The organism is Mycobacterium shigaense (assembly GCF_002356315.1).
GTDB lineage: Bacteria > Actinomycetota > Actinomycetes > Mycobacteriales > Mycobacteriaceae > Mycobacterium > Mycobacterium shigaense.
This window is the reverse complement of the sequence record NZ_AP018164.1, coordinates 2277186-2299708: the sequence shown is the minus strand read 5'-3', so window position 1 is coordinate 2299708 and position 22523 is coordinate 2277186. Positions and strand designations below refer to the sequence as shown.

18 protein-coding genes are annotated in these 22523 nt (G+C 60.0%); 16 read left to right on the top strand and 2 right to left on the bottom strand.

The annotated features are described in order from the left end of the window. Positions 1-139: 139 nt before the first annotated feature. The 14 genes from MSG_RS10880 to MSG_RS10825 all read left to right on the top strand — a co-directional run bounded on the left by MSG_RS10880 (position 140) and on the right by MSG_RS10825 (position 17208). The gene (locus MSG_RS10880; RefSeq protein ID WP_096439501.1) at positions 140-598 is read left to right on the top strand and encodes an MmpS family protein; all 459 of its coding nucleotides are present in this window, start codon (positions 140-142) and stop codon (positions 596-598) included. After that, positions 595-3501: an MMPL/RND family transporter gene (locus tag MSG_RS10875; protein WP_096439499.1), complete on the top strand. Its 2907-nt coding sequence runs from the start codon at positions 595-597 to the stop codon at positions 3499-3501. Before MSG_RS10880 ends, MSG_RS10875 begins: the two co-directional genes overlap by 4 nt. A gap of 97 nt (positions 3502-3598) precedes the next feature. Continuing rightward, on the top strand, positions 3599-6541 hold the full coding sequence (locus tag MSG_RS10870; RefSeq protein WP_096439497.1) for an MMPL/RND family transporter: 2943 nt from the start codon (positions 3599-3601) through the stop codon (positions 6539-6541). A gap of 189 nt (positions 6542-6730) precedes the next feature. Next, positions 6731-7681: an ATP-binding cassette domain-containing protein gene (locus MSG_RS10865; RefSeq protein ID WP_096444348.1), complete on the top strand. Its 951-nt coding sequence runs from the start codon at positions 6731-6733 to the stop codon at positions 7679-7681. Next, positions 7678-8418 carry an ABC transporter permease gene (locus MSG_RS10860; protein WP_096439495.1) on the top strand — a complete coding sequence of 247 codons (741 nt, stop codon included), beginning with the start codon at positions 7678-7680 and terminating at the stop codon, positions 8416-8418. The genes MSG_RS10865 and MSG_RS10860 overlap by 4 nt, the downstream gene beginning before the upstream one ends. A gap of 3 nt (positions 8419-8421) precedes the next feature. Then, entirely contained in the window at positions 8422-9210 is a 789-nt protein-coding gene (locus tag MSG_RS10855) for an ABC transporter permease (protein ID WP_096439493.1), read from the top strand. Between the two features lie 19 nt (positions 9211-9229). Then, positions 9230-10216 carry a glycosyltransferase gene (locus MSG_RS10850; protein ID WP_096439492.1) on the top strand — a complete coding sequence of 329 codons (987 nt, stop codon included), beginning with the start codon at positions 9230-9232 and terminating at the stop codon, positions 10214-10216. 126 nt (positions 10217-10342) lie between these two features. Further along, on the top strand, positions 10343-11149 hold the full coding sequence (locus MSG_RS24850) for a class I SAM-dependent methyltransferase (RefSeq protein WP_142404534.1): 807 nt from the start codon (positions 10343-10345) through the stop codon (positions 11147-11149). A 354-nt stretch (positions 11150-11503) separates the two neighbouring features. After that, positions 11504-12373 (top strand): hypothetical protein, encoded by an 870-nt coding sequence (locus MSG_RS24845; RefSeq protein ID WP_142404533.1) that lies wholly within the window; start codon positions 11504-11506, stop codon positions 12371-12373. Then, positions 12370-13140, top strand: coding sequence for a glucose-1-phosphate cytidylyltransferase (rfbF, locus tag MSG_RS10845; protein WP_096439490.1), 771 nt, complete (start codon positions 12370-12372; stop codon positions 13138-13140). The genes MSG_RS24845 and rfbF overlap by 4 nt, the downstream gene beginning before the upstream one ends. Next, positions 13122-14216, top strand: coding sequence for a CDP-glucose 4,6-dehydratase (gene rfbG, locus MSG_RS10840; RefSeq protein WP_096444344.1), 1095 nt, complete (start codon positions 13122-13124; stop codon positions 14214-14216). The genes rfbF and rfbG overlap by 19 nt, the downstream gene beginning before the upstream one ends. Then, positions 14213-14764, top strand: coding sequence for a dTDP-4-dehydrorhamnose 3,5-epimerase family protein (locus tag MSG_RS10835; RefSeq protein WP_096444346.1), 552 nt, complete (start codon positions 14213-14215; stop codon positions 14762-14764). Before rfbG ends, MSG_RS10835 begins: the two co-directional genes overlap by 4 nt. Further along, entirely contained in the window at positions 14761-15984 is a 1224-nt protein-coding gene (locus MSG_RS10830; RefSeq protein WP_096439488.1) for a class I SAM-dependent methyltransferase, read from the top strand. Before MSG_RS10835 ends, MSG_RS10830 begins: the two co-directional genes overlap by 4 nt. Positions 15985-16158: 174 nt before the next feature. Next, the gene (locus MSG_RS10825) at positions 16159-17208 is read left to right on the top strand and encodes a putative sugar O-methyltransferase (protein WP_142404532.1); all 1050 of its coding nucleotides are present in this window, start codon (positions 16159-16161) and stop codon (positions 17206-17208) included. Between the two features lie 384 nt (positions 17209-17592). On the opposite strand, the gene MSG_RS10820 is transcribed toward MSG_RS10825, so the two are convergent. Both MSG_RS10820 and MSG_RS10815 read right to left on the bottom strand, forming a co-directional pair. Further along, positions 17593-18429, bottom strand: a complete 837-nt coding sequence (locus MSG_RS10820) for a class I SAM-dependent methyltransferase (protein ID WP_170063149.1) — start codon at positions 18427-18429, stop codon at positions 17593-17595. 80 nt (positions 18430-18509) lie between these two features. Further along, a complete protein-coding gene (locus MSG_RS10815) occupies positions 18510-19724 on the bottom strand; it encodes a glycosyltransferase family 2 protein (RefSeq protein WP_096439485.1) in 1215 nt (404 codons plus the stop codon). A 515-nt stretch (positions 19725-20239) separates the two neighbouring features. Here MSG_RS10815 and MSG_RS10810 point away from each other — a divergent pair. Both MSG_RS10810 and MSG_RS10805 read left to right on the top strand, forming a co-directional pair. Next, on the top strand, positions 20240-21079 hold the full coding sequence (locus tag MSG_RS10810; RefSeq protein WP_096439484.1) for an NAD-dependent epimerase/dehydratase family protein: 840 nt from the start codon (positions 20240-20242) through the stop codon (positions 21077-21079). 155 nt (positions 21080-21234) lie between these two features. Continuing rightward, positions 21235-22479 (top strand): glycosyltransferase, encoded by a 1245-nt coding sequence (locus tag MSG_RS10805; RefSeq protein WP_096439483.1) that lies wholly within the window; start codon positions 21235-21237, stop codon positions 22477-22479. The last annotated feature ends 44 nt before the right edge of the window (positions 22480-22523 follow it).

Genomic DNA, 22523 nt, shown 5'->3' with positions numbered 1-22523 from the left:
TGTCCGTGATGTCGAGCGAACGCCGTCCGGCGTCACTACCGAGGGTGACCGGGGCGTGAATCCAGGCCCGGGGCGCAGCGCCGGATTTGTCCGTCGTGGTCGCCGGTCTTCATCGGGCCCGGACGCGCCGGCAACACGTATGAGGCATCGCAAATTGGGGTTTGCGTCCGCCCGGCTTCTCAAGCGCGTCTGGATTCCTCTGGTCATCATCGTCGTGGTCGTCGCGGGCGGTTTGACAGTAGGCCGGCTGCACGGCATCTTCGGATCCGAAAAGCGTCCGGCGTACGCCGACACTAAAGTCAATGACAACAAGCCCTTTGAACCGAAGCGCATCACCTACGAGGTGTTCGGTCCGCCCGGGACCGTGGCTGACATTGGATATTTCGACGTCAACTCCGAGCCACAGCGGGTTGAGGGTGCACAACTGCCTTGGAAGATTGTTCTGACGACGACCAAGCCGACGATTGTGGGGAATCTCGTGGCACAGGGCAATACCGACAGCATTGGTTGCCGCATTCTGATCGGCGACGAAGTCAAGGCCGAGAAAGTAGTGAATGAGGTCAGCGCCTTCACCTTCTGCATGTTGAAGTCAGCATGAGCACGCTTGACGTGGACCGCCCGCCTTCCGCGCCGCCAAAACAACCATTTATCGCGCGGCAGATTCACCGCTTTTCCGTTCCCATTATTTTGGGCTGGTTGGCAATCGTCGTCTGCTTGACGATCTTCGTTCCACCGCTGGAGAAGGTCGAAGCAGAGCATTTGGTTTCGCTGACCCCGACGGACGCGCCGTCGATCAAGGCATTGGACCGCCTGGGCCAAGATTTCAAATCGCCCTTCGGGGGCGCTGCGGCAATGATGGTCCTGGAGGGCCAAAAACCCCTCGGGGATGACGCACACGAGTACTACACCAGCATTATCCGCGGACTGCGTGCCGATCCGACGCACGTTCAGCACATTCAGGACTATTGGGGCGATCCGCTCACCCAGGCCGCCGCGATCAGCGCGGACGGCAAGGCTGCCTATGTCGAATTGACGCTTGCCGGCAATCCGGGCCAAACGCTGGGTAACGAATCGATCAAAGCCGTACGCGACATCATCGCGCGGACGAAGGCGCCGCCGGGCGTCACGGCGTACCTCACCGGGCCGGCAGCGGTCATCGCGGATATGGGTAACAGTGGTGACCGCACCATCGCCATCGTGACGCTGGTCAGCATCGCGGTCATCTTCATTACCTTGCTGCTCGTCTACCGCTCGTTCGTGACGGTGGCCCTTTTGCTCCTGATGGTTTTCATCGAGCTGCAGGTGGCCCGGGGGACCGTGGCGTTGATGGGTGACCTGGGCCTGGTCGGTCTCACGACGTATGCGGTCAACCTGTTGGTGTCCATCGGGCTCGCAGCAGGCACCGACTACGGGATTTTCTTCGTCGGCCGGTACCAAGAGGCCCGGCAGGCCGGCGAAGACAAGTTGACGGCCTACTTCACCACCTACCACGGGACGGCCAAGGTCGTCTTGGCGTCCGGACTGACGATCGCCGGTGCGGTCCTGTGCCTGAGCTTTACCCGGTTGCCGTATTTCCAGCCGCTTGGTATCCCCTGCGCGATCGGCATAGGTGTGGCGGTGGCGGTGGCGCTGACGTTGGTCCCGGCCGTTCTGGCGCTGGGGGGCCGCCGGTTCAATCTCTTCGACCCCAAGCGGAAATACCGAGTCAGCGGTTGGCGACGAATCGGTACGGCCATCGTTCGGTGGCCCGGGCCCATTCTCGTTGCGACACTTGCGGTTACTCTGGTCGGCCTGTTGGCACTGCCGGGATTCAAGCCGAGCTACAACGACCAGTCGTACCTACCCAGGAACATTGCCGCCGTCCAAGGTCTAGATGCAGCGGAAAGGCACTTCCCGAAGTCGCGCATGATGATGCCCGAGATCCTGTTGGTCGAAGCGGATCACGACATGCGCAACTCGGCGGACTTTTTGGTGTTGAACAAGCTCGCCAAGGGCGTGCTTGCCGTGCCGGGCATCTCGCGGGTGCAGGCGATCACCCGGCCCGAGGGCACCCCGATCGAGCACGCGACCATCCCGTACCTACTCAGCTTGCAGCAGGGCTTCCAACAGCAGACTTTCAAGTTCCAGGAAGCCCGGATGAACGACCTGCTGATCCAGGCCAATGACCTGGCAAAAATGGTTGCGATCATGAAGCGCATGTACGAGTTGATGTCGCAGCTCAACGCGATCACCCACGCGATGACCGGCATCACGCACGAAGTGGAAATCAAGACAAACGAGCTGCGAGACCACATCTCGGATTTCGACGATTTCTTCCGACCGGTCCGCAGCTACTTCTACTGGGAAAAGCACTGCTACGACATTCCCATCTGTTTCGCGATTCGATCCGTGTTCGACACGATTGACGGCATCGACGAGATCAGCGAGAAGTTGCACCTGCTGGTCGGAGACCTCGACATGGTTGACCTCCTGATGCCGCAGCTGCTGGCCCAATTCCCGCCGCAGATCGCCATCATGGAGTCGATGCGTACGATGCTGCTGACGATGCACAGCACCATGGCCGGGATCTTCGGGCAGATGGACAGCCAGACTGACAACTCGTCGGCCATGGGCCAGGCGTTCGACGCGTCGAAGAACGACGACTCGTTCTACCTGCCCCCGGCGGTGTTCAAGAGCCCGGGCTTCAAAGAGGTCATGAAGATCTTTCTCTCGCCGGACGGCAAGGACGTCCGCATGTTCATTTCCCAGCGGGGCGATCCCGCTACCACAGAGGGCATCTCGCGTGTCGACCAGATCAAATCCGCCGCCGAAGAGGCTCTGAAGGGCACGCCACTAGAAGACTCCAAGATCTATCTGACCGGCACCGCAGCGATCACCAAAGACCTGGTGGACGGGTCGAAAGTCGACCTGTTGATCGCGGGCGTCGCTTCCATCTGCCTGATTCTCATCATCATGCTGATCATCACGCGCAGCTTCGTGGCGTCACTCGTAATCGTTGGGACGGTGCTGATTTCGCTGGGTGCCTCGTTCGGCATGTCGGTGCTGGTGTGGCAATACCTTTTGGGCATCCAGCTCCACTGGATGGTGGTGGCGATGTCCGTGATCGTCCTCCTGGCGGTGGGGTCCGACTACAACCTGTTGCTGGTGTCCCGGATGAAAGAAGAGATACACGCCGGGTTGAATACCGGCATCATCCGCGCCATGGGCGGTACCGGACGGGTCGTGACGAATGCAGGTCTGGTGTTCGCCTTCACCATGGGCTCCATGATCGTCAGTGACCTGACGATCATCGGTCAGGTCGGAACGACGATCGGTATGGGTCTGCTGTTCGACACCTTGATCGTGCGCGCGTTCATGACCCCGTCTGTCGCGGCTTTGCTGGGCCGTTGGTTCTGGTGGCCGCAGCGCGTCCGTCCTCGCCCCGCGAGTACGTTGCTCCGGTCGACCGGACCCCGTCCGGTGGTTCGAGCCCTGTTGCTGGGGCAGGGACAACAGCGATAAGTGGCGAATTTCAATTCAGGACGGAGCCAGCAACCGTGGGGAGCAGCGTGACGCAGTGCGCTAGCGACGTGATCGCCTCCGTGACGGGCGTGATCGGATGAGCACAGACGACGTGCGCACCGATCCCGTGCGGACCGAGGAGCCTCCACACCCCTTCGTCCCGCGGATGATCCGCGCCCTGGCCGTGCCGATCATCCTTGGTTGGTTCGTCTTCACCCTGTGTGTGAACATCTTCGTGCCGTGGCTGGAGACGGTCGGCCGAGAGCATTCCGTGCCCCTGGTGCCGCAGGATGCGCCTTCGGTCCAGGCCATGCAGCGCATGGGCAAGGACTTCAAGGAATCCGACTCGGACAGCTTCGCCATGCTCGTGATCGAGGGGCAGGAGCCGCTCGGCGACGAAGCCCACGCGTATTACAACCGGCTTATCACTCAGCTGCGTGCCGACCCCAAGCACATCGAACACATCCAGGACCTGTGGTCGGACCGGCTGACCGCGGCGGGCGCCCAGAGCCCCGACGGCAAGGCCGTCTACGTGCAGCTGAACCTCGCCGGCAACCAGGGCACCACCCTGGGGCAGGACTCGACTGCCGCGGTCCGAAACATCATTGCGCGCAACCCGCCGCCCGCAGGTATCCATGCCTATGTCACCGGTCCCGCCGCGCTCTTCTCGGATATGCAGACCGCCGGTGACGAGTCTATTTTGCAAATCACGCTGGTCGGCGCCGCGATTATTTTTGTGGTGCTGCTCATCGTCTACCGTTCCCCAATCACCGTAATTCTATTGCTGATAACCGTCGCAGTTGAGGTATTCGCCGCCCGGGGAATTGTCGCGTTTATGGGCGACAATAATATGGTTGCGCTGTCAACGTTTTCCGTTAACCTATTGGTCGCCCTCGCTATGGCGGCTGGAACCGACTACGGGATCTTCTTCTTCGGCCGGTACCAAGAAGCCCGTCAGGCCGGCGAGGACCGCGCGGCCGCGTACTACACCACCTATCGCAGCGTCGCGCCCGTCGTGTTGGGTTCCGGTTTGACGATCGCCGGCGCGATGCTGTGCCTGAGCTTCACCCGGATGCCCATGTTCCAGACCATCGGTGTGCCGTGTGCCGTGGGCATGCTGGCGTCGGTGCTCATCGCACTCTCACTGACTCCGGCGGTCGTCGCGGTCGGTAGCGGCCTTGGCTTATTGGACCCGAAGCGCTTGATCACGGTCCGGGGCTGGCGCCGGATCGGTACGGCGGTCGTCCGCTGGCCCGCCCCCATTCTGGCTGCCAGCTGCGCAATTGCGCTGGTCGGCATCGTGACGCTCCCGGGCTACAAGACGAACTACGACGACCGCAAATATATGCCCAATCACCTTTCGGCCAACCAGGGATATTCAGCCGCCGACCGGCACTTCTCGCAGTCGCGAATGATGCCCGAGATGTTGATGGTCGAAGCCAACCACGACATGCGGAACCCGACAGATTTCCTGGTGCTGCACAAAATAGCCAAGTCGATCTTCCGCGTCCCGGGAATCTCGCGGGTGCAGGGCATCACTCGCCCCGAGGGCACCCCGATCGAACATACGTCGATCCCCTTCCTGCTCAGCATGCAGAACGCCGGCCAGATGCAAGACATGAAGTACATGCAATTGCGCGCTAACGATATGCTCAAGCAAGTCGATATGATGCGGGAAACGCTCAGACTAATCACTAAAATGTTCGACATTACGAAACAGGTCAATGCCACCGTCCACGACATGGTCGGCAAAACCCACGAACTGACCGAAATGCTGGACGAAGTAAACGTCAACATTTCCAATTTCGACGACTTCTTCAGGCCGATCCAAAGTTACTTTTACTGGGAAAAGCACTGCTATGACATCCCGGTTTGTTGGGCGATACGGTCGATATTCGACACGCTCGACGGCGTCGACGAACTCGCCGAGAAAATGCACGAGCTCGACAAGGACCTGGACAAGCTGGACAAGATTTTGCCGCAAATGCTCGCGCAATTCCCTGCGATCATCGAGAACCTGCAGAACACGGTGCAATTCATGCTGACCAACCACAGCACAATGCAGGGGATGCTGGACCAGATGGACCAGTCACAGAAGGACGCCGCCGCGGTCGGACAAGCCTTCGACGCCGCCAAGAACGACGATTCGTTCTGGCTGCCACCGGAGGTTTTCCAGAACCCGGACTTCAAGAAGGCGATGACGTCGTTCTTCTCCCCCGACGGGAAGTCGGTTCGATTCATCATTTCGCATCGAGGCGATCCCGCGACGATCGACGGCATCAACCGGATCGATCAAATCCGGACGGCCGCCGAAGAGGCATTGAAGACGACGCCACTTGAGGACGCCAAGATCTTCATCGCGGGCAACGCCGCCACCTACAAAGACTTCCGCGACGCCTCCAAATTCGATCTGTTGATCGCGGGGGTCGGCTCCCTGTGCCTGATCTTCATCATCATGATCCTGATTACCCGAAGCTTCGTGGCCGCCCTGGTCATCGTGGGCACCGTGGCACTGTCCTTGGGTTCCTCGTTCGGACTGTCTGTGCTGGTCTGGCAATACATTTTGGGCATCCAATTGCACTGGATGGTGATGGCGATGTCGATCATCGTCCTTTTGGCCGTCGGTTCTGACTACAACCTGCTGTTGGTATCCCGTATGAAAGACGAAATAGGCGCAGGTATAAATACCGGCATCATCCGCGCAATGGGCAGTACCGGTAAAGTCGTGACGAACGCCGGGCTCGTATTCGCTTTCACCATGATGGCAATGGTGGTCAGCGATTTGCGTATTATCGGCCAAGTCGGGACCACGATCGGGTTGGGCCTGTTGTTCGACACCCTGGTCGTTCGCTCGTTCATGACCCCGACTATTGCCGCCCTGCTCGGACGCTGGTTCTGGTGGCCGCAGAAGGTTCGTCCGCGACCCGCGAGCCAGATGCTGTGGCCAATCGGACCGCGTCCGGTGGTGCGCTCGCTGCTGCTCGGGGAAGGCCACGGCGACGATGCGCGCACCGCCGAGATTCCGAGGGCGATCGTCTGACTTGGCTGACTTCACTACACAGGCCGCGGATACCACAAACACCCGGCAGGGGACGTTTAAGCCTTCGCGCCTTCGCTCATTGTGCTGCTTTCGGTTCAGTTCGACGGTTAAACGGGCCGAGGTTTGCGGCAGTCCCGATCGCGTCAATACCGCCCACATGCGGACATCCACCGTGGAATACTCCCTATGGTGAGTTCACTAGCGATCGAGGTTGTCGATCTTACGAAGACATTTGGGGGTTCGACCCCAGCTCTTCGCGGTGTGACCTTCTCTGTACCTGCCGGGACGGTATGCGGTCTCCTTGGCCATAACGGTGCCGGCAAGACAACGACCATCAACATTCTGTCCACGCTGATCCGTCCCACATCCGGGCAAGGCATCATCGCCGGCTATGACATCGTTCGTCAGCCCGGCCAAGTACGTGCGAGCATTGGGATGGCCGGGCAATTTACAGCGATGGACCCGCTGCTCACCGGACGCGAAAACCTGGTGCTCTTTGGCAGGTTGCGCGGTCTGCGTCGCCAGCAGGCAAGGACTCGCGCTGACGAGCTGATCGCACAGTTCGACCTGACGGAGGCCGCTGACCGGCGAGTGGCTACCTACTCCGGAGGCATGTGGAGGCGCGTCGATCTCGCCAGTGCGTTGATGGTGCTCCCAAAAGTGCTCTTCCTCGACGAGCCGACGGTTGGGTTAGATCCACGCAGCCGCCGTGACGTGTGGACCTTGGTGGGCTCACTGGCCTCGCAGGGCATCACAGTGCTGCTGACCACACAGTACTTGGAAGAGGCCGATGTGTTGAGCGACTCGATCGTCGTTATCGACCACGGCCAGGTGATAGCCAGCGGCACCGCCGAGGAGCTGAAGCGCAGGGTGGGCAGTAGCTATTGCCAAGTGACCCCAGCGGATCTGGCCGACTTACCGAAAGTGGCGGCGGCCCTGGCGGGACTCGACGGTATCGACGTCGACGGCGATACGGGTTCGGTCTCTGTCTTTGCTCCCGACGGTGTAGCGACGCTGGGTGAGGTTTTTCGCCGGGTCGATGCACTCGGCGTCGAACTCGTCGATATCTCCCTCCGCAAGCCCTCGCTCGACGAGGCGTTCCTACACCTCACTGACCGTCAGGCTGTCGCGCGATCATGAGCGCGCTGGCCGCGCTCACTGAACGTGCGCTGAAGTCCGCTGCGCGCGACGGTGCGCTGATGATGGAATTACTGCTGCCTGTCGCTTATTTGGCAGGTTTCACCGTGGCACTGCACGGGCTAGTTGATACGGGCCGTATGACGTACGCCCAGTATTTGGTGCCCGCCGTCGTCGTCCAGTCGGTGATCTTCGTCGCCCTGATCACAGCGGACCGGTCCGCTCGCGACCATCTGACTGGTTTGGGCGCGCGACTAGGAACGCTGCCGATCTCATCAGCTGTGCCGGTAAGCGCCCGCATGGTCGCTACCCTGCTCCGGGGTTTGGTTGCCCTAAGCGTGGCGATGGTCGCCGGCTATGTCATCGGATTTCGGATGACCGGCGGCGCCGCCGATGTGTTGGCCTTCGTCCTCGTCGCATTGTTGTTGTGCCTGGCCGTGGCGCTAGGAGCTGACGCACTCGGATCAAGCACGAACAGCGTCCAGGGCGCCAGCCAGCTGCTGGTGGTCCCTCAATTGCTGCTGTTCATGCTGTCGACCGGAATCGCCCCCGAGAAGACCTTCCCCGCGTGGCTGCGCCCATACGTGCGTAACCAGCCGGTGTCGCAGGTAGCCGAAACGCTGCGTGGCCTGGCCTGCGGACACCTGACTGCCGGCAACCTCGTGGCTAGCCTGGCGTGGTGCGCAGGCATGATTTTGGTGTTCGGCGCCATTACGCTGCGTTTGCAGAGGCGGGTCTAGTAGATGGCACCGCACGATGTACAAGGCTCGCTGCTGGCCCAGAGCTGGGTGCAGGCCGGCCGACTCCTCACCCGGTGGCGGCGCGATCGTGCGGTGCTGATGGGGTCGCTGGTGTTCCCCATCTGCCTACTGCTTGCCTACGAGGTCGTGCTGGACCAGCAGGTACACAGGGTCACTGGCGTTGCGAGCGTGTACGGCCTAGTCCCGGTGTGCTCGGTGCTCTCCGCGTTGTTCGGCTCATTAGGCAGCGCCGTCGGTATCGCAGTCGAACGCGAGACACGGCTGCTAACCCGGTTTTGGGTGCTGCCAGTGCACCGGGCAAGCGCCCTTACGGGGCGGCTGACCGCTGAGGCCGCACGGGCACTGCTCGGAACGCTTCTGATCACCGCCATCGGGATGTTGCTGGGCCTGCGTTTTGCGCACGGCTGGCTCGCGGCGCTGGTCTATATACTGGTCCCGTCGGTCCTGGCTGTCGGGTTTACGGCGGTCGCAATGTCGCTGGCGATTCGGAACAACGGTCGTATTGTCATGACCTGGCTCGCGACCGCGACGGTATCTCTGGCCTTCATTAACCCCGGCACCACGCCGATCGGAATGTTCCCGGATTGGCTGCGGCCATTCGTACGCATACAACCAATGTCACCACCCATTCAGGCGATGTGGGCGTTGGCCCACGATGGCCCGATCGTATGGCCCCTGACCATGACCCTGCTGTGGGCGATAGTGCTGCTCGCCGTGTTCATGCCGATCGCCGTACGCGGCTACCGCGCAGCCGCCGAGTCCAGCGCGTAAGGTCTGGCCGCGTCTACATATGGATCACAGCGCGGTGAGCCCCCCTGGGATCGAGGATGCGTCAGTTCCACCACGTATATCGGTGTGCGTGCCGATGTACAACAACAGTGCGACCATCGAGCGTTGTCTGCGCAGCATCCTGGGCCAGGATGGCGCCGAATTCGAGATTCTGATCGTCGATGACAAGTCAACAGACGAGGGTCCCTCGATCGCCCAGAAGATGCTTCGGCCGGGTGATCGACTGGTGCGCAATGACTCTCGCCTCGGCCTCAACGAAAACCACAACAAGTGCATAGAACTCGCACGCGGCACCTGTATTCAGTTTGTGCACGGCGATGACTGGTTACTCGCGGGCGCCTTAGATAGTCTCGCCAGATGTTTCGATGACCCGGCTGTGGGGCTGGCCTTCGCGCCCCGCCGGGTGCTGAATGACAATGTCCCGCCAGGCTTCCGCAAGCAGACTCCGGAGAAGCTTCACATCTATTTCTGGAAACTCGAAGAGTACAACCGCGGATCCTTTCTCGTCGCGCAGGTCGTGGGTTTGTTGGGGGCCAGCGCCAACTTCATTGGTGAGCCCACCTCGGTGATGTTTCGGCGCCAGCTAGCGCTCGACGTGGGCGGTCTCCGCGATGACATCCATCAGGCCGTCGATCTGGACTTTTGGTTGCGGTTGATGCTTCGGTGCGAAGTTTGCTTTGTGCCACAAGAACTTTCAGTGCGCCATCACACCGGAGATACGGAGACATCACGGATCATCCAAAGCAGGCGACACTGGCTCGATCAGCTACGCATTCTCACCTGGATGATCGTGGATCCGTCATCGACCATCGTAATTCGATCCGTCGCACGCATGTGGTGGTTGGTCGCGTGGCTGACGCTGCTCGTCGGAGCCGCCGTATCTGGACCACAGCGTCGGTCCCGTCTAAAGATCTTGCTGCTGGCGCCCGTTCGTGAATTCGCCCGCGCGCGGCAGTTTCGCGATGGGATGGCACATGCGCTTAAGTGACCACGGCGGCTACAGCTACGGTGCAAGGCCGATCTCCCAGCCGCGACCCCCAGCTACGATCTGCATCTGCGCTGCAGTAGGCCACATGATCTGCGTTCCACCACCACCGATGAGGAACTAGTAATCGTGAAGATCGTTCTGAAGTTTCCTCGAATTACCCCGAAGTATCGATATCGCGGACGAAGCAAAATGCTACAGGCTCTAGGGCCGGATCTCGCTTCAACGACCACGTGGACGGCCGCAGACACCGAACTTCGACGTGAGACGGTGGAACTATCGGGCCCTCCCCCGCAGGGCTACAAGCTTGCGCACTATTCAAAAATTTACGAGGCCATTGTCGACAGGAGTAGGCCCCTGCGGATGTTGCTTATTAGTAGTTTCTATGATGCCTCACTACAGACCTGGCATGAGTTCCTTCACCCTGACTCGCAGATCATTAACGTCGACACAGACTCAAGGCTTCTAAAAATCAGAGATTCTGGAGGTATTTGTGTCCACTTTTGCGAAGGAAAGAATGGTTCCTTTCTCGCCCAAGTTGCGGCGGAATTCGGCCCATTTGACGTTATTCTCGACAATGGAAGCCATGGAAGTTCCCGCATGGTGAGTTCCTTCCGCTGCCTGTTCGCGACCGCCCTGAAAGACGAAGGCATCTACATTGCCGAAGACGTTTACCGCGACTATTGGAAGCGGTACCGCGACAGCCGCGTATCATTCATGGATCTCGTTCGAGCATTGGCCGACGCTATGCACGGCCATTACCAAGTCGCCACCAGCGAGACAAACTTCCAAGTTGGTCACCCAGACCGAATCCGGGAAGTTTCCGTTCCGTCAATCACGCCGATTTTAGGAGGTATCGAAATCCACGATTCCATTGTCATCGTGCGCCGTACTTGCCGAGACTTAACGCGAATGCAAACCGGCGCTCGGCGCTGACCAGCAAGAATTGCCCCTCGCGGACCGCGCATCAAGCGTCGCCGGGGGCGCGCTTCATGTGCTGGCCACATTGCTGCACTCCGGTATGCGGCCGGCATGTAGGAGCTTCCTGAGCCGAGGCCTAGGCTCACCGCCGAGTGTCGCACCGATGTATGCTGCGCGGGGCCCATAACGGCACTTGATCATTTCCGCAATCATTTCCGCACGTCAAGCGACATGCCGGTGTTGTCGAGCCGCGACCAAGTACACAGCCGCCACTCCTGCCCACCACACCCGGAAATGGGCTAGGATTTTTCGCGTGACGCACGATTCGATCGTCGGCTTATCTCATCGTCCGCGGCCTGACTCAACCGCATGATTCATAGGTTCTGTATTAGTCATGTAAAGCCTTTACTGCCTGAGAGTTGGTATGACGGTTGCATCGCACTGGGAGATTTCCAGTCTGGCTCCGAACTCCATATCAGACAGCTTGACCGGTTTTGGCACGACGCCAGACCTCTTGCCCACGGAGCTGCAGGCACTTACGTCTTGCCAATTGCGGTTGAGAGATTCGCCAATTCCGCCGATCTTATTGAGATTTCATCGCATAGAAAGAGGCTCCTCCCTGTCCCGGTTGGGGTCGATTCCCAATCGTTTGGCTATCCGGCGGTGCGCGAGCTGACTCTTGAGAGCTTTGAAAAAGAGACCGAGCTCTCAGTATTAACCCCCAGATCCGGCGTCGAATTTTTGGTTGCGCACCCTCTTTATTTTGAGAACTCACTAGTTGGTCAGTATGCGACAGCTCATCATCGAAAAGATATCCTGGACTACGCATCCCTGGCCGTTGAGTTAGGAGTGCTGGACAAAGGTTCTGCTTCAAAGTTCCTATCTGCGCGGCATTTTATTCCGGGAGGCGCCCAACTCGGAATTTATCCGAAATCATGGCTACTGGATGCAACATCAGCTATTGAGCTCGTTAGCAGGCAGTTCCTGCAACGGTACAGCCGTCGCTTAGAGAAGTATGATATATATCAGATAAGGGCGGTCGGGTTTCTATCTGAAAGACTTGGATCTTTTCTTTTGCTTAGTCATCTCATTGAGAGGTACTCAAACAAGGTTCCAGTCGATATTTTTGGTTATATGACAGTCATCGTAGAAGGTAATTCAAGGTACTCTATCGCATTATCGGATCAGCCACGCAAGTGGTCGAGCTGGTTGTACCCCAAAAGTAAGCGAGCCAAATGAAAGCCGTAATACTGGCCGGTGGCGCAGGTACGCGCCTGCGAGAAGAAACCGTCGTCCGCCCCAAGCCGATGGTAGAGATTGGCGGGCGGCCGATCCTGTGGCACATCATGAAGCTCTACTCCCACCACGGCATTAATGATTTCGTCGTTTGCTGCGGCTATAAGGGTTACGTCATTAAGGAATATTTCGCAAACTATTTTCTGCACATGTCGGACGTCACTTTTGATATGTCCGCTAACAGGATGGAAGTGCACGAGCGCCACGCGGAACCCTGGAGAGTGACCCTAGTTGATACTGGCGATGACACTATGACGGGCGGCCGTCTCAAGCGCGTGTCGTCCTACATTCAGGACGATGAGGCCTTCTGTTTCACCTACGGGGATGGGCTCAGCGACGTCAACATCGGCGCGAGCATCGAATTCCATCGTAGGCACGGGCGTCACGCCACGGTCACGGCAGTGCTGCCGCCTGGCCGCTATGGAGCCATCGAGTGCGCTGGCGACCGGGTCATAGGCTTTGTCGAGAAACCACGTGGCGATGGCGGCCTCATCAACGGTGGATTTTTCGTCCTGTCGCCCGCGGTACTCGACTACATTGAGGGCGACCAGACCACCTGGGAGGGCCCACCTTTGGCGCGCCTCGCCCTTGATGGCCAAATGATGGCGTTCGAGCATTCCGGCTTCTGGCAGCCCATGGATACGCTTCGGGACAAGAACCTGCTCGAAGAACTATGGGGCAGCGGAGCGCCATGGAAATGCTGGCGTTGAACTCGTTCGGAGCTGCTTATCGGGGGCGACGAGTCCTCGTCACAGGCCATACGGGCTTCAAGGGCAGTTGGTTGTGCCTCTGGCTGCACTCGCTAGGCGCTGAAGTGATCGGACTAGCACTGGACCCTCCGTCCGAGCCCAGCCACTGGAACCTATTAGAGCTACCCATCAAAGACCATCGCATAGACATCCGCGACGAAGCCGCGGTCCGTTCGGTTTTCACCGCGGAGAAGCCAGAGATTATTTTTCACTTGGCCGCCCAGCCGTTGGTCCGCCGGTCGTACCGCGACCCCGTGGTCACGTGGGCTACCAATGTGATGGGCACGGTGCACGTGCTGGAGGCCGCCCGTCACACACCAGAACTGCGGGCAGTGGTGGCCGTCACTACAGACAAATGTTACGAGAATCGGGAATGGCCTTGGGCCTACCGAGAGAGAGACCGCCTGGGGGGGCACGACGCCTACAGCGCATCCAAGGCCGGCGCGGAGTTGGTCTCCGCGAATTACCGAAAAGCGTTTCTGCAACAGCCATCGGCTCCACTGCTCGCAACTGCTCGAGGCGGGAACGTGATCGGCGGTGGTGACTGGTCGGAGGACCGTTTGATTCCCGACCTAGTGCGTGCGGTCGTAACCGGCGAGCCGCTCGTCATTCGCTCGCCGCACGCTACACGACCGTGGCAACACGTGCTGGATTGTCTGAGCGGGTACCTGCTGCTGGGCCAGCGGCTCTTGGCGGGCGACACAGCATGTGCCGATGCGTGGAACTTCGGCCCCGATGGCGAAGGAAACCGCACCGTTGAGCGGGTGCTGCAAGACCTCGCTCGCACGTGGCCAGAACTTCGGTGGCAAGTGGCATCCACTCCTCAACCGCACGAGGCAGGCTTGCTCCAACTCGACAGCTCCAAGGCAAGGATGCATCTCGGCTGGCGTCCAGTCTGGAACCTTGAGAAGACAATCCACCAAACGGCCGATTGGTATCGCCGATTGCTAGAGTTGGGTGAAGTACCAAGCGCCGGCGAACTAGCATCCTACGTCGCTGACGCAGTTAATTCAGGTGTGGGTTGGGCGACCGCATGAAGATCCTCGACACATCGCTGGAAGATCTGAAGATTGCGCAGTCCGCGCCCCACCGCGATGCTCGCGGCGCGTTCACCCGCCTATTCTGCGCACAGGAACTTCAGTCCGTGCTGGGCCATCGCCAGATTTTGCAAATCAACCACTCCAGAACCAGCCGCAGCGGGGCCGTGCGGGGCATGCATTTCCAATACCCACCGCACGCGGAAATGAAAATGATCCGGTGTCTGCGTGGACGAGTCTGGGATGTCGCGGTCGACCTACGCGCGGGATCGTCCACGTTCTTGGAATGGCACGCGCAGGAACTGGCACAAGACGACGCGCAAATGCTAGTAATCCCAGAGGGTTTCGCTCATGGTTTCCAGGTTTTGGAGCCCGACAGCGAGTTGCTGTACCTGCACACGGCGTCCTATCACCCGCTTTCCGAAGGCGGGGTACGTCACGACGACCCAAGGCTTGGCATCGCCTGGCCATTGCCGGCGCAGGACCTATCATCGCGTGACCGAGCGCACCCGTTGCTGAACGCCGATTTCACTGGAGTCGCTTTATGAAATGCCGGCACTGCGACACGCTCCTGGAGCTCAACTTTGTCGACCTGGGGTTCGCGCCCCCCTCCAACGCCTACCTGAACGCCAAGCAGCTGGGTTACCCGGAAGTGCATTACCCACTGCGCGTAAAGGTTTGTCACCAGTGCTGGTTGGTGCAAACCGAGGACTACGCCCGCGCCGAAGAACTGTTTCAGGCCGACTACGCCTACTTTTCGAGCACCTCCAGCAGCTGGCTCGCTCACGCAGCCGACTATGCGGGCATCATCACGGAGCGACTCCAACTCGGGCCCGAGAGCTTCGTCATCGAAATAGCCTCCAACGATGGTTACCTGCTGAAAAACTTTGTGGCAGCGGATATCCCGTGCCTCGGCATCGAGCCGACGGCGAGCACGGCCGCGGCCGCCGAGGCGCTGGGGATCCCGGTCATGCGGGAGTTCTTCGGCGAAGCCCTGGGGAATCAGCTGGCGTCCCAAGGACAGCGGGCGGATCTCATCGCGGGCAACAATGTATACGCCCACGTTCCCGACATCAACGACTTCACCCGCGGATTGGCCGCCGCGTTGAAATCGGAGGGCACCATCACGCTGGAATTTCCGCACCTGCTGCCACTCATCGAGCGGACGCAGTTCGACACCATCTATCACGAGCACTTCTCGTATCATTCGCTGACGACTGTGGCCCGCATCTTTACCGAAGCCGGATTGCGTGTGTGGGATGTTGACGAGTTGCCCACCCACGGCGGTAGCCTCCGCGTGTATGGCTGCCATGCCCAGTCAGCAATCTCTACCACCGGCCGTGTCGGTTCGCTGCTGACACGTGAGGACGAGTTCGGGCTGACCCGGCCCGAAACCTACGCCGCCTTCCAGCAGCGTGCCGACCGCGTGAAGGATGATCTGCTGGCCTTCCTGATCGAACAAAAACGAGCGGGCCGTCGCATTGCGGCCTACGGGGCCGCTGCCAAAGGCAACACGTTGTTGAACTACGCAGGTGTCAAGCCTGACTTGCTACCGTATGTGTGCGACGCGGCGGCGTCCAAGCAAGGAAAATTCATGCCAGGCAGTCACATCCCCATCTATTCGCCTGAGGCACTACGCGAGAATCGACCGGACGACGTAATCATCTTGCCCTGGAACATCGCCCAGGAGGTGCGAACTCAATTGGCTGACCTTGTCCACAACGGCACACGTTTCGTGACCGCGGTCCCCGAATTGAGCATCCTGTGACGCCTGGCGCTGGCCAGTTTCATCCGACACTTTGAGACGTTCGAAATGAGGTTCTGAATCCGCTACAACCGAGACACCCAAAGGACAATTTTCACCCTTTTAGATTTATCAACATGATAAGGAGTCACTAAATCAAATGCTGAAATCGAATTTGGCGCAAAGGCTAAGGTGGAGATGACCGAAACCGGGCTTCATCGAGCGTGCAATTCGATGATTCAGGAAATCGAAAAAGATCCTCGCTTTCTGGCGTCGAAATTCTGGACTGACATTGGTCAGAAAAACATGGCGATGCTGGACGACCGAGGACTCGATAATTTCAAAAGAACAGTTTCGCAAAATTACTTCAACTGGGTCGTCGGCAAGGGAGCACCGATGGTCCGGCACGTTTTTCTCAACTGGCTCAAGCGCCCCACCCTCAATCCTTGGCGGAGCTCGATCGAGGATGATGTCACTCTCTCATTTACCACCCATGAAACCCCTGTCACGCTGACGACAAAGCAAAAAAACCACTACCGCCGGTTCGTGACGTATCTCTGGGACCTGATGGTCCGGATCGACAAGAGGAAGCTGCACGTCCACCTGTCTGAACCGAGTTTAGGCAATCCGATCAAAATTCGATTGGGCGAGAGGCTGATAAGCCAGGATCTGGCCAATTCCATTATTGAAGCTAATGTTATAGCTGATCTGCTGGATTCTCCTTCATCGCAGCGGAGGGTAGCGGAAGTAGGCGCTGGATCTGGGCGGTTGGCCCAAGTTTTCACCGAGACGCTGCAAGGGCGGTATGTCATTTTCGACATACCGCCTGCACTCTATGTGTCTCAATGGTATTTGTCCCAGCTGTTCCCGAACAAAAAGATTTTTACATTCCGTCCTTTTGCCGATTTTTCGGTGATCGAAGCTGAGTTGTCCTCAGCAGACATTGCCTTTTTCACTGCCAATCAGATCACCAAATTTCCAGACGGATATTTCAATGTCATGCTCTCAATCAGCACTTTGCCCGAGATGAGCCGCGAACAGGTCGCGCTTTATATCGATCTTTTTCAGAGAAAATCAGCTGATTATATTTATCTAAAGCAGTGGAAGCGTTGGAAGAATCCGCTGGACGGAACGGATATCGGGCCCGATGATTACATCGATGGAAACGAATGGAAGCTGTCTCGCGACTTCTCCGACCCGATAGTTCCGGAATTCTTCAATAGGATTTGGCACCGCGAAATAAAATAGCGTTCCGGGCGCATAGACCGCATCACGCCGCTTATCGCTGAAAGGCTTGCAAAAGCGCATCCGGGCGGAATGTAGGACCCGTCTCAATTCCCCGGCTCAAACCGATTGCAGAGCTCCAGAAACGACCTCTGGCCATTGTCCATCCGCAGCCCCTTCACCCAGCCGCCGACCACCGCGAATGCCCGCTCAAGCTCGGCGATGGGCACTGGGCCGCGATCGAGCGCTCAACGATATTCAGCGGCGGTTCACGGGATGTGCTCGTGCCAGCCCAGCTGGCGTCGGTTATCGAAGAACGAAGGTCGTGTGTTTGGCCTGAAGATGACTCACTCATCCCACCCAGACTGCCGGACACATCCGCCGCGGGAACACGCCAGTCGAGTTCGATCAGTTCGCGGCCGCGGGTGACATGGGCCGCTGCAGCACCATGGTGTAGCACGCGCCCTCGCCCTCCCCTCCCTCGAAGCGCAGCATCAGTCGACCGAACCACCTGCCCAGCCACCACACCACCGAACCTGGTTTTGCCCCCGGCACAAGGCTGATTGCCCGCATCTCCCACGAGAAGCGGTTCCAGCCCAGGCTGCCTTCATCCCGGGTCGTGGCCAACACCACGTCCAGTCCGTTAGCCTCGGCCCAACGGCTCATCCACGCCATCGGCAAACCGAAGAGGTGGCGCGGCAAGTCATGATGTGGCCATCGGTCGCCCATCCTGCGGGCCTGGATGCTCAATGGATTAGGTGCCGCAACGACGATCACGCCTCCCGGATTCAGCCGCGCAGTGGCCGCTGCCAGCACGTCCCAGGGACGCTGCAGATGCTCGAGAGCGTGCCAAAGGCAGATCGCATCATAGGTCTGCGGCTGGTCCTGCAGCACTGAGGCCGGATCGGCCGAACAGGTCGTCACAACCCCCAGCTCCGTCGTCAGGAAACGCGCGCAGTCGGCGTCCATCTCTACCGCGTGAACCGCGAAGCCCGCTTCCTGCGCCAGAGCACAGAACTGGCCGATCGAAGGTCCAATCTCCAGCAGTTTCCCGGTTTGGCAATAGCGGCGCAGCAGTTCGATCTTGAAACGCTGCGGTCGCAGATGCTTGTCCAGCTCGGCCCGGTCCTTGGGCACGTAATGATAGTCAGCCGTGTAATACGGGCCAAGGTCCGCTGGCGGGTCGGCCAGGAAGATCAGTCCACAACCATCGCACTGGCGCAGGTGGAACACGGTGGGCGTCACGCGGCGGTTCACGTCCGGCGCGGCCAGCAGGGGGGCAGTGGCCGCGGAGCAGTAGGGGCAGTCAGGCCCGCCGCCGTCCATCACGCGGCACCCTCGGTCAGACGGCGCAGGCCGTCGACGGCGTCCAGCATGTTGGACGGTGCCAGGGGCACCCTGCGTGGCCGGGTCAGCCAGGCATATTGGCCGAACCTGCGCGCAACGAGGTAGGCAACCACGGGGCGCAGGACTTTCGGTAACACGCGCCATGGCAGCAGTGCCAGCCGCAACAGCATCGCCAGTGCCCTTTCAGCCCGACTCAGCAGCGGCCACATCTGACCAAGCGCGGTGCCCACCGGCCGCCCGGTGGTGTAGTGACGCAATACCGTGTCAACAATCTGCAGGCGCCGGTAGCGGCCTACACCCAGGCGCAAAGACGGGTCGTCCGGCAGCGCATCGCGTACCAACGCGACGGATACCAGCCACTGCGTGTTCAAGTAGCTGCCCGGCAGCAGCCGCTTGCGGAGTTCCGGTGCCACTCCATCGCGGAAATGCTGGTTCCCCAGCATATCCGTCCCCTCCGCCTCGGCGTCGTTGTGGTAGAAATAGCCATAGGACTTGGGTGTGACGCCGATCACCGTCATTGGGCGCGGCACCACGCCCACGCGGGCCGCACGCAGCCAGGCAACGTTGGCGGTATAGAAATCTGGGAAAGGCCCCCTGAACACCGGTCCATCGGCGCGCAAACGCTCCAGGAAGTCCCGCCGGAACAGGAAGTGCTGCATGTTGAACGCGCTGAGCGCACGCATGTCCAGCGCCGCCCGCGCCGCCGCCCGCGCCTCCTCCAGCGGAATAATCGCCGGCGCATCACGGCCGTGAAGCATGGAGTAACACTGCGTCACATCAAACACCGTCCCTTGCGTCTTGCCGGGTAGGACGCCAGGCGCCATGAAGTGGTACGCGCCGTGATAGATCAGGTCAGGGTCGGCCAGCGCCGTGCAGGCCTCGCGCATCGTCCGCATGTAGCCGGCGGGAAGCCCGTCATCATCACCTAGCATCAGAACCCAACGGCCGGTCGCGGCATCGGCGGCGCGGTTCCAGTTGGCCGTCACCGGCAGAGGCTCATCAGTGCGAAGATAGCGGATGCGTGGGTCGTCAAGGCCGTCTACCAGACCCCGCACATCATCCACTGATGCGTTGTCGGAAACGACGATCTCCCAACTCTCCTCATCCTGCGCCCGCACAGTGGCGATCGCCTGAGCCAGCAACTCCGCGCGGTTGCGCGTGGGCAGGAGCACGGAAAATTCAGGCGCGCTCATGCAGTGCCATCAGTCGCGGCAAGCGCACGCCACCAGCGCCAGGTTCCGATATCGCGCTGGCGCCACCCCGACGCTTCCGTGAGGAAGTCCTGGCAGTTTTCTAGCCACCAGGCTTCGTACTTGGTCTCGGGAAGACCGTCAGGCAGACTCAACCCCATAAAGTACACTCCTCTGTTTTCGACGGGAAGAAACCGCTGAGGATTCGACCGGAGCCGACAGACTATGTGGTTACCTTACCCATGAACCTCGCCCATGAGGTGCGAACCTAATTCAAAGTTCTTCTGTAGAGAGGTGTTTGTTGCGTGAGGGCGGTTCCCCGATTGGGCTTCCTGTGAAGCCCACCATCGCCCACACCAAGCCGCAGAGGCCGAGCGCGCAATTGCTGTGAGCGCCATGGCCGATGGCGCATAGCCCGAATTTCTCGAAGGGAGCTGAATTGGACGCGATGGTGAAAATCGAAACAGGCTTAATTGTTCCCGCACTCGACTATCGACCCCGCGGAAGGTGACACTCGTATGACCGTCACCTTGACCGGAGCAACAGGTTTCGTCGGAAGGCACATCGTGCGCAGCCTTCTCAGACGCGGCCACTCAGTACGGGTGCTCGTTCGCGATCCGTCGCATCTGCGTGGCATCCCGGAATGCGGAGCACTCGAGGTGGTGCATACGCCCGACTTATTTGCCGAGAAAGCCGGCCGATTGGAGGAAATGCTCCAAGGGTCGGAAACCCTGGTGCACGCGGCTTGGTATGCGGAGCCGGGCCAATACCTTACGTCGCCGCTCAACCTTAGATGCCTCAGCGGCACACTCAACTTGGCTGAGGCATTCGCGGCAGTCGGTGGTGCACGATTCGTCGGCCTCGGGACCTGCGCGGAGTACGACTTCTCCGCAGGCCTGATCACGACCGAGACCCCGCTGGCACCCGACACCCTCTATGCCACCTGCAAGGCGTCAGCATTTCAAGTACTGCGCTCTTTCCTTGGCGCGGGGGACGTGAGCTTTGCCTGGTGTCGGATCTTTTACCTGTACGGGGAAGGTGAAGATGAACGTCGGCTGGTGCCATACATTCGCAGGCAACTCGGGGCCGGAGAAGAAGTGCTGCTTACTCGCGGAGATCAAGTGCGTGATTTCCTTGACGTGGCAGATGCGGCTCAGATGATCGCCGATGTCGCGCTGGGCGACCAGCAGGGAGCAGTGAACATCTGCTCCGGCGAAGGGGTGACTGTTCGGCAACTTGCCGAACGCATCGCCGACGACTACGGGCGACATGACCTGTTGCGCTTTGGGGCGAGGCCGGACAACGTCTTTGATCCACCGCGCGTCGTCGGCGTGCGGACGGACACGCAGGTGGGATGAAAGAGCCGCCAGGGCCGCCAGCTGAACTAATCGATGCCGATGCTCCTGTCACCAAAAACGTTCCTAGACATGGCCGAAGCACACCACAGCTAGAGTAGTGTCCGCTTAAAGGCTTCTTCCCACCTGATAACGGATCGGAAAGGCTTCGGTCGGCGATGATATTCGCTCTGGCGTGCTACGGAACTCGCGGCGACGTCGAGCCGTGTGCCGCCGTCGGCCGCGAACTCCTGCGGCGCGGACATGACGTGCGAACGGCCGTCCCGCCTGAGCTCGTTGACTTCGTGCGGTCTGCTGGCCTTTCGGCAGTCGCCTACGGTCCCACGGTCGAGTCATTTTGGAATGCCGAGTTCCTGCGCGGCTCGACCAAGTCTGATTTCGTCCGCAACTTCTGGAGGCTGCGAGACCCGTTCCGAGTGGTGCGCCAAGCGGTGGAACCCCTCAACCAGCACTGGCCGAACATGGGTGCGACGCTCAAGTCGTTGGCGAACGGAGTCGATCTGCTGTTTACCGGGCTGCTGTACCGCGATGCGGCGGCCAACGTCGCGGAGTACTACGACATTCCGTTAGTTACGCTGCATCATTTCCCGATCCGGCCGAACAACCCGCTCGTGCGGATCCCGATAGAGCACGTGTCTTGGCGATTGACCAAGAAGGCCGACGATGCACAGCGCCGTGAGCTCGACCTGCCACGAGCGACCGTCCCCCCGCCGCGGCGGATGGCCGAGCGTGGGTCCGTGGAAATCCAGGGCTACGACGCAGTGTGCTTTCCCGACCTGACAGCTCAGTGGGCCAAAGAGGGCGACCGGCGGCCCTTCGTCGGCACCCTGACGATGGAGTTGAGCACGCCGGACGACACAGAGGTCACGAGGTGGATTGCAGCGGGGACACCGCCGATTTCGTTTGGGTTTGGGAGCTTGCCGATAGAGTCGCCGGCTCACACCGTCGAAATGATCAGCGCCGCCTGTGCGGAACTCGGTGAGCGGGCATTGATCTGCGCCGGCGGCACCGATTTCACGGGTGTCAGCGGCTTCGACCACGTCAAAGTGGTTGGGGCGGTTAACTACGCCGACGTCTTTCGAGCCAGCCGCGCCGTCGTCCACCACGGAGGCGCGGGAACGACAGCGGCCAGCCTGCGCGCCGGCGTCCCAACGCTGGTCCTGTGGAGCACCGAAGACCAGTCAATCTGGGGTACTCAGGTCGAGAGGTTGAAAGTGGGCGCCGTCCGCCGGTTTTCGGCAACCGCTAAAGAATCGCTGGTCGAGGACCTGCGTCGGATCCTGCAGCCGGCGTACGCGACACGAGCCCGCGACCTGGCCGAGCGAATGACCAAACCCGCGGACAGCGTTGCCCGCGCCGCCGATCTGCTCGAGGATCTCGCCCGTTCGACGCGCACGGTCTGACATGGGTCACAAAAACGAATCATCAAGTGGCGCGGAGCTTTCCG